The following is a 13,501-nucleotide window of genomic DNA, read 5'->3' on the forward strand; positions in this document are numbered from 1 at the left end:
CAGAACTCTCTTCCACAAGTCGGCGCCCGCATCAGGCGTCCGATTGCTTTTCGAGTTCCATCGTCTCCTGCTGATCGCGTTCGAAGACTGCGGCCTCTTCCGGGTAAAGTCCGAAACGCGCAGCCACATCCGGAGCATATCGCAGCAGGTCTGTGCGTAGTCGAACCAATGCAAGGTCCTTCGACTTGCTCTCCAGCATCACGTCAAACTCCAGCGACCCGGCTTGCCGCATAAATGAAACGAATTCGAAAGGATTTGCGAAATCGGCATGTCCGGTCCAGATCGGAGCGACATAGACGATCTCTTTCTTCTCCGTCTGCTTGTTTCGCCGCTCCACCTCGCGCATCTCCGTACGCGGCGATGAAAAGTGGATCTTCGGGCGCACACCGCTCGGCCACGTGGCGAGCATCTTCCTGAGCGTGGGGATCAGCTCCAGCCCTTCGGGATTCAGACACCAGAAGTGCTGATAATCGAAGATAAGACGCACTCCTGTTTGTTCGTGTATCCAAAGCACGTCAGCAGCGCTGTAGCGCAGATCATCATTCTCCAGCACCAGGCGGCGACGAACGCGTTCGGACAAACGTTTGTTCCAGGTTTCAACCCAACGAATGCGTCCACTCTCGCGGTCGCCGTACATTCCACCGACATGAATGACGAGCACCGCCTCCGGACCAGCCTTCATCAGATCCAGCATTTCCGCCTGCGACTCCAGGTCCCAGATGCTTTTGCGAACGAGTTGTTCGTCAGGGCTGTTCAGAATGACATACTGCGATGGATGAAATGACAGGCGCGCATTCATAGATCGCGCAGCCGCACCGAACTGCTGCAGGATGTTCTTGCTGTCTTTCACCATGGAGTGAAACTGCGGCATCTCGGGATGAGTCGCGTATGGCGCGATATCCGAAGATATACGGTACATCGAGATGTGGTGCTTACCAAGGTACTTAAGCACGTCGTGCAGATAACCAAGAGAGAACCGGAGATGCGGATTGTTCTGCCATCTCCGGCTGTCGTGAGTCTTCATCCCAGGTTGGCCCATCACCTTCACAGGAAAGCCCAGACGAAGCGGTGTCGTGCTCATGCCGCCTCCCGGCGTCTTATGGAGGTAAAAGACTTACTGCGATGCTTCTGAACAATGGTCACCAGTGTGAGGATGCGATACATACAGCCGATGCCGCATGCGAAAACGAAAGCTATCCTGCGATGAAACTGTTGTGCACCTCACGCTATTTGCAGGCCGGGACGAGATCTACTCCGCCCCGACCTGGCCAGCGTTTTTACTTCAACCCATACACGTCCACCCGGCCACGCGGATTCGTGGTGCTCACCGTGTCTTGTCCTGTGCCGACGTACACCTTTCCGTTGGCCACAATCGGAGACGTGAACTTGATTCCCAATCCGGCTTGATCGGCCGAGTTCTGGTTGCTGTTATAGAGTTCCACTCCAAGGTTCGAAGCATCGTAGGCTCGCAACACTGCGTGTGTCGGCCCACCTGCGTCCGGGTCCTGCAGCGGTAGTCCATGGTCGATGATCCACACAATGCCATTCGCCGTACCATTAGCCGAGATGAACGGAGTTGTCCCATAGCTGTTCGGCGCGATGCTATCCGGAGTCACCGAACTCGGCGTCAACTTTCCTGAGGAGTAAGTGAAGCGCCGCACCGGGCCTTTTACAGTGGAAACCGAAGGCGTCACTCCCAGGTAAGCCGAGCCGTTGAAGAACGCGGCTGTTCCGTAGATCTGGTACCCGGTAACCTGCCCGCTTAGCACGTTGCCTTTGTTATCCGTGCAAGTGGTCGTGTAAGCAGCAGAGATATCCTGCTCAAACCAGAGCCACTGCGCTGCGCCTGCATCGTTCGCCTGCGAACCACCAAGAGCATCTGTGTTGACCAGGAAGAGTTTCCCCTGTTTGCCGCCCACCAGGGCTCGTGAAGCACCCGGAATCAGTAGCAGACCTCCGGCCGCAAGGTCCGAGTCCCTGCATTGCAGGAACGCCCAGTCGTATGGTGTGAAGTGGTCAAGCAGTTTCACTTGCGCATTGAACTTCAGCACCGAATCGCCGAACGACGTGCTGTTGTTGTACGGACCATTTCCCGTCGTGATGTAAACGTTTCCATTGCTGTCTGCCGCGGGACCGCCGCCGCCCATCCATATGCCGCCAGCGCCTCCGTAGGTTCCATAGCCGTCAATGTCCGGGCTGGTATTGAACACGCCGGTTTGTGCGAGCGACTGCGCATCGTACGAGAGCAGCCAGCCAGAGTGGCATCCGGAGAATCCGAAGATCACCGAGCCCTGCACCAGCAGCAACCCCGTGCGCTGGACGCATGCTGTCGTCAGCGTTATCACTCCATTTACCGAGTCCGAATTCGTTCCCGGCACACTAGCGTGAATCTGCACTGGCCCGCCAAATTTCTCCGCACCTGTCGTGATGTCGAGCGCATGCAGACGGAAGAACGATGCTGTCGAGTTCTTCTGCGCCGAAACTACGTACATGGTGTTCGACCCGCGATCGATCACCGGCGTTGAGGTGATGCCCTGGTACGGCTTTATCGTGCCCGTGCCTGGTGTTTCACCGGACTGAAGCAGCGATTTGCGCCACAGTGGCGCGCCGGTGCCGTAGGTGTCAGCATCGAACGCGTACACACTGTCATACTCCGTTGCCACGAAGACTACGTTATGCTGCGCACCATTCACCGTCAGGTTTGAAACATACAGCGGCTGCGCGTAAACGTAGCCATCCACTAGATACGAGAACAGCTTTCCGAACGTAGCGGCTCTTACGTTCGCCGTGGTCAGCGCTGTCTCCGTCGGATTCAACCCGGTACGCAGGTTGTCGTAGTGCCAAGTCGTCACGTTGGCAGTGCCGGTTCCTCCGCCGCTACCGCCTGAGACGGTGAAGGTCTCACTCTTCTTGATCCACGCGCCGTTGTAGAACTGCACTGTCAGGTTGTGTGTGCCTGCGGCTACGTTAACCGAAGTATTCACGCTTGATGCTGTGGTCTGGTATTGCAGGACGCTGTCGATGTACACCAATGTCTTGCTGATCGACGTAGTTGAGTTATCGGCCGCTGAAATCAGAACCGGGCTTGAGACCGTCGCCCCCGCTCCCGGCGAGCAGATAGTGACCGACGGTGCCGGAGAGGTCGGCGTGCATGAAACGGTGCCGCCCGTCACCGTCACCTGAGCCGTTGCCAAAGACGCAGAACTGGCCTGGCTTGTTGCTTTCACCGTGTGCGTGCCCGACGTCGATGGGGCAGTGTACAGGCCGGCGGAAGTGATCGTCCCAACCGTGCTGCTTCCACCTGGAATTCCATCCACGCTCCAGTTCACTGCCGTATTGGTAGTGCCGCTCACGGTTGCGGTGAACTGCTGCGTAGCACCTGCCGCCACTGATGCCGTAGTCGGCGAGATGCTGACAGTGATGGGCGATCCGGAACTCACGGTGAACGCTTCGCTCTTCTTGATCCAGGTTCCGTTGTAGAACTGCACGGTAAGATTGTGGCTTCCCGTCGCGACCGCGAGCGAAGTGTTGATCGTGCTGCTCGTAGTCTGGTACTGCAACACGCTGTCGATATAGACGAGGAACTTTTGAATCGGTGTAGAAGAAACACCTACTGCCGTGATCTGCACCGGACTCGTCACTGTAGATCCCGCGGCTGGGCTACAGATGGTGATCGAAGGAGATGTGCCTGAAGGCGAACAGCTGCCCCCACCACCAGTGCTAGTGACCGTGACAACTGCAGTATCGCTCTTTGAAGTGTCCGCGACGCTCGTGGCAACTACGTTGTGCGTGCCGTTAGTGGCCGGAGCGGTATAAAGCCCTGAAGAGGTGATCGTGCCCACCGTGCTGTTCCCTCCCGCGACTCCATCCACGGCCCAGGTCACAGCGGTGTTTGTCGTGTTGAGTACGGTCGCCGCGAATTGTTCCTGTGCACCCGGAGCGAGTGTCACGCTCGAGGGACTCACCGCAACCGATACTGGCGACGTGCCAGATCCCGAAACAGTGATGATGACGGTGCTCTTAAAAACCGCGCCGCTGCTGTCCCAGGCATTCACCGTTAGGTTGTGTTGCCCAGCGGCGAGCGAGATCGGCGGAGACGTGAGCTGGTTTGTCGTCACCTTATAAACCGCGAGATTGTCCACATACAGGATCATCGCCGTCACGGGATGTGAGTTGTCCGTCGTTCCTGCTATTACAGTCACGGGCGATGTGACCGTGGCCCCGTTCGCAGGCGAGCAGATGGTGACGGAGGGAGATGTGGGATTGAGAGTGCAGGGAGCCGCTGCCGACACGCCAGACGCGACTATAAGAAAGGTGAACAACTCGACGAGAACTGTGATCAGCGTCCGTCGTGGTGAACTGCAAAGAGCGGAATAGCGGCTCATAAAAGCTACCTCGGGCCCGTAATCTCCCACATGGATGCCACCTCAAGGGACAGAGGAGGCCAGCACTCTACGGCTGTTTCTAAACTTTCATAATTCTTCGCATTCCCAGCGCTATCCACGCACAAACGCCAGCAAAGCAGCGGCCCTGTGGTGATTTATTGAAACTTTCTTTCTCCGAAATGAGTCTCTTGTTTCATAAGCTTCTGCAGGTCGGATTGCCCTGAGCAGGTTGTGAGAGCTTGACGGGAGTTGGGCAATCCTGTAAGAAACAAATATGGCCTCGATGTTCCTCAGCCCCGCAATGTGTATGTGCTGCGCTTGTTGTTGCGGCATGACATCTGCTGGCGCAAAGGGGATCGAGGTAGTGCAGTAGCCTAACCAAGATCAAGTTTCCAAAACCACCCGCCAGCATTTAACGGCGGGTGGTTTTTTATTTGGGGTTCAAGTGAGCGAAGTAAAAGAGACGAAGGCTCAGCGGGTAGAGCGGCTGAAGCGCGAAAAGAACGCATGGGAGCGCATGGACGAGATTCGTCGTTTTGCGCGCGAGGGACACGAATCCATCACGCCCGAGTGGATGGGCACCTACTTTCGCTCATGGGGCGTGTACACGCAGGGAGACGGTGTTGGCGCTATTGGCGGAGCCGGTGGCGAAGGCAAGTCAGTTCCCTACTTCATGGTACGCATCCGCATTCCCAACGGAATTCTCACGAGCACGCAGCTTCGCACTCTGGCCAATCTGTCTCAGAGATATGCACGCGGACTTGCCGACATCACAGTTCGTCAGAACGTGCAGTTTCACTGGGTGCGCATCGAAGACGTGCCCGATCTTCTCCAGTCTCTCGATGCTGCGGGACTCTCCACCATGGGCGCCTGCGGAGACGTTACACGCAATATCACCGGATGCCCTCTGGCAGGCGTCGATGGACACGAAGTCTTCGACGCTTCCCCGCTCGCTCTGGAGTTGAATCGCTTCTTCGTCGGTAACGGCGATTACTACAATCTTCCACGCAAATTCAAAATCTCCATTACAGGCTGCCGCGAGTGGTGCACCTATCCTGAAATCAACGATGTCGGCTTGACCGCCGCGATTCGCAAACGCGCCTCCGGTGACGAGCGCGGATTTCATCTTCGCATCGGTGGAGGACTTTCCACTCAGCCTCACCTTGCATTGAAGCTCGATGCGTTCATCCCCGAAGCGAAGGTCACCGAAACGGTTCGCACCGTCGCCGAAATCTTCCGCGACGCTGACGTTCTCCGACAGAGCCGCGAACAAGCCCGCCTCAAGTTCCTCTTCCTCAAGCATGACTGGAACGAGACGACCTTTCTCGATGAACTCCACCGGCGATTGGGATACAAATTCGATCGCGCCGAGCAGGAAGAATTCCCGACCGGTGTCTTCCGCGATCATGTCGGCATTCATCCGCAGAAACAGTCGGGCCTCAGCTATGTGGGCGCATCGATTCTTCGCGGCCGCACCAGCGCCGATCAACTGCATGCGGCGGCCGACCTCGCAGACCGCCTCGGTGGCGGCGAGGTGCGAACGACGACGATGCAAAACCTCATCTTCGTCAACGTGCCAAACGCAAACGCCGCCGAACTCGCACGCGAATTGAACGCGCTCGGAATGCAGGTTGAGCCCTCTGTCTTCTGGCGCGGAGCCGTCGCCTGCACCGGCACTGAATTCTGCAAGCTAGCCATCACCGAAACAAAGTCGTTCGCCCGCTGGGTTGTCGAAGAGCTCGAGGGACGCGTCCCTGGCTTCGACGAGCAGTTGCGCCTGAACATCACCGGCTGCCCCAACAGTTGCGGACAGCACTGGATCTCCGACCTCGGACTCGAGGGCAAGAAACTCAAAGTCGATGGCAAGCTTCAGGACGCTTACTACTTCTGCGTCGGCGGAAGCGTTGGCCGCGAGCAGGCCATCGCGCGTCCTGTTGGATATCGCGCACTTGCCACCGAAGTTCCTGGTGCTATCGAGCGGCTGCTGAAGACCTATGTCGGACAGCGCACCGATGGTGAAAACCTTCGGCAGTTCTTTGGCCGCCACAGCAACGAAGAGATCCGCACATTCCTCGCCGGCGCGCCTTCCCAGAATATCGAGCGCGACCTGCCCAACGGAAAAGTCCCGCACGGAGTGGAGGGTTGATGGCTACCCTGTTCCCAATCTTCCTCAAGTTGCATGGGCGCAAGTGCCTCGTTGTCGGAGGAGGCCGCATCGCCGAGCAGAAACTGCACTCGCTCATCACCTCCGGCGCGTCGATCACACTCGTCGCTCCGCAGGTGAACGAGGCGATTCGCGAGCGTATTGTTCGCGGCGAAATCACGTGGAAAGCTCGCGCATTCGAACCCGCAGACCTGAGCGGAAACATGCTGGTGATTGCCGCCACCGGCGAGCCACACATTAACGAGCAGATATTTCGCGCCGCTGACATCCTGGGCATTCTCTGCAATGCCGTCGATGAGCCGGAGCGTTGCCATTTCTACTACGGTGCCATCGTGCAGCGCGGCGATCTGCAGATTGCAATCTCCACCAACGGCAAGAGTCCCGCGCTGGCACAACGCATCCGCCGAGAACTGGAAGATCGCTACGACGAGTCGTATGCGAGTTGGTTGCGCTGGCTCGGAGAAGTTCGCAATCTCTACATCCGCCTTCGCGTCGCCACCGAGCTTCGCGTGCGCGCCCTGCACCAGATTGCTTCGCGCCCGGTGTACGAGCGTTTCCGCGCATCACGCCAGCATTCGGGGGAGGTGCGCCATGGGTAAGGTTTTCCTGGTGGGCGCCGGACCCGGCGATCCCGATCTGCTCACCGTGAAGGCCCTGCGCCTCATTCAGACCGCCAGCGTGGTTCTGCACGATGGGCTCGTGTCCGAGGCAATCCTGAACCTGATCGGCCCTCAGGCCGAACGTATCGACATCGGAAAGCGCTTCGGACGCAAGCTGCTGTCGCAGGCGGAAATCAACTCTCTGCTCATCACACACGCAGAAAATTCAGCTCGTGTCGTCCGTCTCAAGGGTGGCGATCCCTCTGTCTTTGGCCGCGCCGGAGAAGAGATCGACGCCTTGGTTGAAGCTGGCATCGAGTTCGAAATCGTTCCCGGCATCACCACCGCGCTCGCTGCTGCTGCCGCTGCCCGAAGCTCTCTCACCGATCGTCGCTTTGCTTCGAGCCTCGTGCTTGTAACAGCACATCGTGGAGATGAAAACGGTGCCGCCGAATGGGATCGCCTCGTGAACTCCGGCTCCACACTCGCCATCTACATGCCGGGCTCAGACTATCGCACGCTCACCACTCAACTCACTTCAGCGGGACTCGACCCGCAAACGCCTTGTGCTGTTGTCTCGCGTGCTTCACTTCCAGATCAGCAAGTGTTGTTCACCACAGTCAACCGGTTGGCCCACTGCAATGCGTTGCCAGCTCCCGCACACGTTCTCGTGGGACGTTGCCTCAACGCGGTGGAACAGGTGGATCTCGCCACTGCAACTCTCGCAAGTTTGCAATCCGATTCTGCTCAAGGGTTCAGAGATTAGGTTTCAGAGATTAGAAGGAGTTTGAAATGTCAGAAGAAAATCAGGCAGTTCCCGTTCCCCGCTTCCAGCTGTCGCTCGATGTGTGGGCTGTGCTGTTCGCCTTTACCTTAGCCCTGCTCGTGCGCGTTGGCGCCATCAAGCAGATCCCCTGGTAAGCCATCGACGAGAGGAAATCACCATGTCCACCAACGTTGCTGTTCAGAACATCGAGATTCAAAATCCCTTTGCGCGTGTGCTGCGATACATCCCCGGAGTGCTTCTGCTCACGGCCATTGGCTACGCAGGCAAGATCATCGAACAGAGCATCACACGCTACGCCAAAGCGCACCACCTCGTCATACCCAACGTGGAGTATGTGCTCTGGGCAATTGCCATTGGACTGGTGATCTCCAACACGCTCACGATTCCGAAAATCTTCGAAGCCGGTGTTTCCACCTATGAGTTCTGGCTCAAGGCAGGCATCGTGCTCCTCGGGTCTCGCTTTGTCTTTGCCGATATCGCCAAGCTAGGAGGCATCAGCCTCGGACTCGTAGTTGTCGAGATCGCCGGTTCGCTCGCGCTCATGACTGCGCTCGGGCGCATCTTCAAGCTCCGCCCCAAGTTGACGACGCTTCTCGCCGTCGGCTCTTCTGTCTGCGGCGTTTCGGCCATCATCGCCACCAAGGGCGCCATCGACGCCGATGACGAAGACTCGTCCTTCGCCATCGCTGCTATTCTCGCGCTTGGAGCCATCGCACTCGTCGCCTTCCCGCTCATCGGACACGCGCTGCACATGAGCAACAACGCCTACGGCTTGTGGGCTGGGTTGGCCGTCGATAACACTGCGGAAGCAACCGCCGCAGGCGCGCTCTTTTCCGATGCTGCCGGCAAAGTTGCCGTGCTAACCAAGACCTGCCGCAACGCGATGATCGGCTTCGTGGTGCTCGCCTACGCCGTCTATTGGGCCAAGCGTGGACAGGCTGCCACGGTCACAAACAAAGGTCGTTTCCTGTGGGAGAAGTTTCCCAAGTTCGTTCTTGGATTCATCGCGATCTCGGTACTGGTGAGCCTTCACACCTTCAGCAAAGATCAGGTCTCCGTGCTCGCAAATCTCTCCCGCTGGGCCTTCCTGCTGACCTTCGCCGGGGTAGGATTGCGCACCAACTTCCACCAGATGTCGAAGCAGGGATTGCGCCCGTTCATCGTCGGAGCCGTCGGCGAAGTCTTCATCGCGCTGTTAACACTCGGTCTGGTCGTCGCCGCCAACGCCTTCTGGGGACTGTGATCAGGTAACGCTTGCAGTAGGCCGGACGTAGTATTCAGACGCGTCCGGCCCACATTTTTATTTCGCCGCTGCCATTGCCTTCATCACTCCAGCATGGCTTTGCAAAATCCCCAACTGCTTGCGATCGCGTTCGGCGGCCATAGCCGGATTTGGCATCGGTCCGTATGCGGCATCTGCCTGCCGTGCCAACTCCGCTGTGCTTTCAGGAGTAATGTGCGCATCGCCTAACTCTCGGAACAATCCCTCGAACATCGGTCCAAGATGGGTGAGGAAATGCGCGATGCCGCCGGGGCCGCCGCCAAGATGAATTCCCTTGAACGGTCCCACCGTGGCCCAGCGCAGTCCAAGCGAGTTGGTTACAAGCGTGTCGAGTTCTTCGACGGAAACCACACCCTCCTGCACGAGATACATGCTCTCTCTCAGCACCGCTGCCTGCAGTCGGTTGCCGACAAATCCATTGATCTCGCGATGCAGCACGACGGGCGCCTTCCCCAGCGCGCGATAGAAGGTAACGGCTTCCTGCACAGATTCAGAATCCGTATTCTCGCCGGGAACGATTTCCACCAATGGCATGATGTGCGGAGGATTGAACGGATGTCCCACCATCATGCGTGCAGGATTCTTCATCTCGCGCGCAATCTCAGTCGCACGCAAGCTCGACGTGGATGAGAACAGCAGAGCGTTCGGTTTCACCCACTGCTCAAGCTTGGCAAAGAACTCGCGCTTAAACTCAATCTTTTCCGGACCCGACTCCTGCACCAGATCGGCATCCCGGGTCGCTGCCTCGAGATCATGCTCGACACGCACACGCTTCTCATATCCTTCGGTCGAGTATCCCAACTGACGCAAAGCCGGAGCGGCATTCGCCAGAAAGTCGCGCACTGCCTGCTCAAGGTCTTCGCGCGGATCGTAAACGCGTACATTCAATCCATTCGCAAGAAATAGTGCTGTCCAGGAAAGTCCGATCAACCCAGCGCCGGTAACGGCCACCTGCTGATAACGTCTCAGAACTTCGGATGCATTGTTGAAGCTTGTTGTGTTCATGCTGCGCGCCCCCTCGCTGGTCTCAATTCGTGGTGCCAGCGTACCGGAATTGTTTGTTGCAAGCTTGGTATTTCTTTACCTAGAAGCGTTCGCCCCCAGCGCGGCGCAGTTCGCACTACCCAATAATTTTGTGATCTTCATCACTCGCCATTTGTTCACCAATCACTGTTCGCCTCAAAACGGCATGCCACCGTTATTGTGCTGTTCGAGTCAGTTCAGCTCAGCTACTATGGCCTATGATTCTTTGCATTGACGACGAGCGTCTTGGATTGCAGGTGCGCAAGATGTTACTGCAACGACAGGGCTACGAAGTGTTGACCGCTCAGAGCGGCCCCGAAGGGCTGGAGATTTTTCGCTCCAAGCCAATCAGAGCCGTTGTGCTCGACTATTCCATGCCCGGTATGAATGGAGACGAGGTCGCTGCGGAGATGAAACGGCTCAAGCCCTGGGTCCGAATCCTGCTGCTGTCCGCTTACGTTGATGTCCCCGAGCAGGCACTGCAGTGGATAGACAAACGCGCTGTTAAAGGTATTTCACCAACCGACTTTCTCGACGATCTCCAACAGCTTCTGGCTACATAAGTACCTTTGGGAGCCTGACACCAGAGGTAAGTCCTCAGCTTGCAAGTTTCTTTCTGCGTGGTGGTCTGCCGGATGTTAAAGCTGACGAATTTTTCCAGTAGGCGCAGTGTTCGATTTCTGACAGCCGTGATCGCCGTCGCTCTTGCATCCTTGCTGCGTCGAGCGGTGGTGCAGTATTTCCCTCTACCGGTCTTTATCATCTTTTATCCCGCCACGATGCTGGTGGCCTTACTGGCTGGTTTCTGGCCCGGAGTCACGGCAACACTTCTGTCTTGTGCAGTCGCCGAGCTCTTCATCTTCCAACCTGGACATTTTGGCAGTGCTCGCGTCGCCGATCTCGCGTCCATGTTTGTCTTCTGCTTCATGGGCTTGGTCGTCAGCGAGGTAGCACGGCGCTGCCGCCGATATGAGCACCAGCTCGCCGCAGCGAAACAGGCCGAGACCTTACAGGCAGCAGAAACTAAGCTCAAGCAAAGCGAATCGCAATTTGAGACCCTCGCCAACGCCATTCCACAACTGTGCTGGATGGCAAATGCCGATGGGTGGATCTTCTGGTACAACCAGCGCTGGTACGACTACACCGGCACTACTCCCGAGCAGATGTGCGGATGGGGCTGGCAAGAGGTCCATGACCCGCAAGTGCTGCCCGACGTGATGGAGAAGTGGAAGTCGTCCATCGCCACCGGCGAGCCGTTTGACATGACCTTTCCACTGCGTGGGGCCGATGGTATCTTCCGCCCCTTTCTGACCCGTGTCATGCCGCTGCAAGATAGCGAGGGGAAGGTCGCACGCTGGTTCGGCACCAACACAGATGTCAGCAGGCAGAGAGAAACCGAAAAGGAGCTGTGGACTAGCCGGGCCGGGCTGCGTGCGAGCGAGGCGAAGCTTCAGGGCATCATCGACTCCGCCATGGACGCCGTAATCTCTGTCGATGATCAGCAGCGTATCGTGCTGTTCAACCATGCGGCTGAAGTTGCATTCCGCTGTTCCGCCGCCGAAGCACTTGGCACCACGCTCGACCGTTTCATCCCCGCATCGTCACGCGCCGCGCATCGTGAGCACATCCAACGGTTCGGCACCGATGGACGCACGCAACGATCAATGCAGTCTCCTGCCAACCTCATGGCAGCGCGCGCGGATGGTTCGGAGTTCCCGATCGAAGCTACAATCTCTCAACTTGAGACCGATCACCAGAAAATCTACACGGTAATTCTTCGCGACATCACCTTGCGAAAACGGACTGAGGCGCGCCTGCGCCGGTTTTACGAAACCGACTTGTTCGCCATCCTTTACTGGCGCATTGACGGCGGCGTAATCGATGTCAACGACCGTTTCCTCAGCATGACGGGCTATACCCGCGAAGACCTGCATGCCGGACGCCTTAACTGGGCGAACATGACGCCGCCCGAATATTACGAAGCAGACGAAGATGCGCGACGCCAGGTTCGCGAGACCGGCATGCATCTGCCTTACGAGAAAGAGTTCATTCGCAAAGATGGAAAGCGAGTGTGGGGACTCTTCTCTGCCGTAGCCTGGGAAGACAATCGCGATGAAGGTGTCTCGTTCATTCTCGACATCACCGCACGCAAGCAGGCTCAGGAAGCTCTGCGCGCCAGCGAAGAACGCTGGTCCACCACGCTCGCCAGCATCGGCGACGCCGTAATCTCAACCGACGCACATGGCAACGTTCAGTTTATGAACGCAGCCGCTGAATCTCTAACCGGCTGGCCTCTGGACGAAGTGTTAGGCCAACCTCTGGAGAGCTGCTTCAGCATCATTCAGGAAGAAACAAGAGTCCAGCCAGAAAGCCCGGTCGCCCGAGTGATCCGATCTGGGCGCGTAGTAGGTCTGGCAAATCACACGATGCTGATTCAGCGAAACGGAAACGAAATTCCGATTGAGGACTCAGCTGCGCCTATTCGAAATCGCGAGGGTGCACTCGTCGGAGTGGTGCTCGTATTCCATGACGTAACCGAACAGCGCCGGGCGGAAAAAGCGGTGCGGGATAGTGATCGTCTTGCCACTACCGGACGCCTCGCCGCTACCATTGCTCATGAGATACATAATCCGCTGGATGCTATTAACGGATTGCTATACCTGATCAGGCAGGACACTCGCGAAGACTCTACCCGCGAATTGGTCGCCATGGCCAGCCAGGAACTGGCGCGAGTAACGCAGATGACTCAGCAGATGCTCGCCTTCCAGCGCGAGGCCGCCAAGCCCATCCCCGTCCGCATTGGCGACATTCTTGGCAGCGTCGTTGGACTCTATGAGCGAAAGATCAAGCACACAAAAATCCGGCTTGAACAGCAGGTCGAGTGCGAACAGAAAATCCTCGCTCTGCCGGGAGAACTGCGGCAGATGTTCGCGAATCTTGTGGGCAATGCAATCGAAGCCGTGGGCCCGCGCCGTGGCACAATCACACTCCGCGCCTACGAATCACGCGACCATCGCAGCGAAAAACTGGGAGTGCGCGTGGTGGTGGCTGACGATGGTCCCGGAATTCCGCCAGAGGTACGCAACAAGATCTTCGAGCCGTTCTTTACCACCAAGGGCGAAAGTGGAACGGGGCTCGGTCTTTGGATCACCGCAGATATTCTGCGCAAATACGAAGGAACGATGCACCTGCGCAGCAGAACCAATGGAGGCAAGTCAGGAACTTGCTTCTCTGTATTCATCCCCTTCGAGCGCTGATCAG

General features: G+C 57.5%; 10 protein-coding genes. 7 read left to right on the top strand and 3 right to left on the bottom strand.

Annotated features, from left to right (window positions below; genetic code table 11):
• Nucleotides 1-31 precede the first annotated feature (31 nt).
• Together uvsE and AC6IY8_RS10070 are read right to left on the bottom strand one after the other, a co-directional pair.
• On the bottom strand, nucleotides 32-1,081 hold the full coding sequence (gene uvsE, locus AC6IY8_RS10065) for a UV DNA damage repair endonuclease UvsE (RefSeq protein ID WP_497774308.1): 1,050 nt from the start codon (nucleotides 1,079-1,081) through the stop codon (nucleotides 32-34).
• 196 nt (nucleotides 1,082-1,277) lie between these two features.
• Nucleotides 1,278-4,385, bottom strand: a complete 3,108-nt coding sequence (locus AC6IY8_RS10070) for an Ig-like domain-containing protein (protein ID WP_497774309.1) — start codon at nucleotides 4,383-4,385, stop codon at nucleotides 1,278-1,280.
• A 445-nt stretch (nucleotides 4,386-4,830) separates the two neighbouring features.
• Between AC6IY8_RS10070 and AC6IY8_RS10075 the strand changes: the two genes are divergently transcribed.
• Genes AC6IY8_RS10075 through AC6IY8_RS10095 form a run of 5 tightly spaced genes read left to right on the top strand, consistent with a single transcriptional unit; the run spans nucleotide 4,831 to nucleotide 9,178 of the window.
• Complete coding sequence (locus AC6IY8_RS10075; RefSeq protein WP_497774311.1) at nucleotides 4,831-6,531, top strand: nitrite/sulfite reductase; 1,701 nt, start codon at nucleotides 4,831-4,833, stop codon at nucleotides 6,529-6,531.
• A complete protein-coding gene (locus AC6IY8_RS10080) occupies nucleotides 6,531-7,148 on the top strand; it encodes a precorrin-2 dehydrogenase/sirohydrochlorin ferrochelatase family protein (protein ID WP_497774312.1) in 618 nt (205 codons plus the stop codon). The genes AC6IY8_RS10075 and AC6IY8_RS10080 overlap by 1 nt, the downstream gene beginning before the upstream one ends.
• Nucleotides 7,141-7,914: a uroporphyrinogen-III C-methyltransferase gene (cobA, locus tag AC6IY8_RS10085; RefSeq protein WP_497774313.1), complete on the top strand. Its 774-nt coding sequence runs from the start codon at nucleotides 7,141-7,143 to the stop codon at nucleotides 7,912-7,914. The genes AC6IY8_RS10080 and cobA overlap by 8 nt, the downstream gene beginning before the upstream one ends.
• A gap of 26 nt (nucleotides 7,915-7,940) precedes the next feature.
• The gene (locus AC6IY8_RS10090; RefSeq protein ID WP_497774314.1) at nucleotides 7,941-8,069 is read left to right on the top strand and encodes a hypothetical protein; all 129 of its coding nucleotides are present in this window, start codon (nucleotides 7,941-7,943) and stop codon (nucleotides 8,067-8,069) included.
• A 23-nt stretch (nucleotides 8,070-8,092) separates the two neighbouring features.
• The gene (locus AC6IY8_RS10095; RefSeq protein WP_497774315.1) at nucleotides 8,093-9,178 is read left to right on the top strand and encodes a YeiH family protein; all 1,086 of its coding nucleotides are present in this window, start codon (nucleotides 8,093-8,095) and stop codon (nucleotides 9,176-9,178) included.
• Nucleotides 9,179-9,235: 57 nt separating this feature from the next.
• On the opposite strand, the gene AC6IY8_RS10100 is transcribed toward AC6IY8_RS10095, so the two are convergent.
• Nucleotides 9,236-10,222: a 3-hydroxyacyl-CoA dehydrogenase NAD-binding domain-containing protein gene (locus tag AC6IY8_RS10100; RefSeq protein WP_497774316.1), complete on the bottom strand. Its 987-nt coding sequence runs from the start codon at nucleotides 10,220-10,222 to the stop codon at nucleotides 9,236-9,238.
• Between the two features lie 236 nt (nucleotides 10,223-10,458).
• Between AC6IY8_RS10100 and AC6IY8_RS10105 the strand changes: the two genes are divergently transcribed.
• A complete protein-coding gene (locus AC6IY8_RS10105; RefSeq protein WP_497774317.1) occupies nucleotides 10,459-10,803 on the top strand; it encodes a response regulator in 345 nt (114 codons plus the stop codon).
• Between the two features lie 72 nt (nucleotides 10,804-10,875).
• Nucleotides 10,876-13,497, top strand: a complete 2,622-nt coding sequence (locus AC6IY8_RS10110; RefSeq protein ID WP_497774318.1) for a PAS domain S-box protein — start codon at nucleotides 10,876-10,878, stop codon at nucleotides 13,495-13,497.
• Nucleotides 13,498-13,501 lie beyond the last annotated feature (4 nt).

It is taken from the genome of Koromonas soli (assembly GCF_059726265.1).

Excerpts from the sequence above, each read along its gene's own strand:
- uvsE (WP_497774308.1), bottom strand. The coding sequence starts at position 1,081 with ATGAGCACGACACCGCTTCGTCTGGGCTTTCCTGTGAAGGTGATGGGC.
- AC6IY8_RS10070 (WP_497774309.1), bottom strand. The coding sequence starts at position 4,385 with ATGAGCCGCTATTCCGCTCTTTGCAGTTCACCACGACGGACGCTGATC.
- AC6IY8_RS10080 (WP_497774312.1), top strand. The coding sequence starts at position 6,531 with ATGGCTACCCTGTTCCCAATCTTCCTCAAGTTGCATGGGCGCAAGTGC.
- cobA (WP_497774313.1), top strand. The coding sequence starts at position 7,141 with ATGGGTAAGGTTTTCCTGGTGGGCGCCGGACCCGGCGATCCCGATCTG.
- AC6IY8_RS10090 (WP_497774314.1), top strand. The coding sequence starts at position 7,941 with ATGTCAGAAGAAAATCAGGCAGTTCCCGTTCCCCGCTTCCAGCTGTCG.
- AC6IY8_RS10095 (WP_497774315.1), top strand. The coding sequence starts at position 8,093 with ATGTCCACCAACGTTGCTGTTCAGAACATCGAGATTCAAAATCCCTTT.
- AC6IY8_RS10100 (WP_497774316.1), bottom strand. The coding sequence starts at position 10,222 with ATGAACACAACAAGCTTCAACAATGCATCCGAAGTTCTGAGACGTTAT.
- AC6IY8_RS10105 (WP_497774317.1), top strand. The coding sequence starts at position 10,459 with ATGATTCTTTGCATTGACGACGAGCGTCTTGGATTGCAGGTGCGCAAG.
- AC6IY8_RS10110 (WP_497774318.1), top strand. The coding sequence starts at position 10,876 with ATGTTAAAGCTGACGAATTTTTCCAGTAGGCGCAGTGTTCGATTTCTG.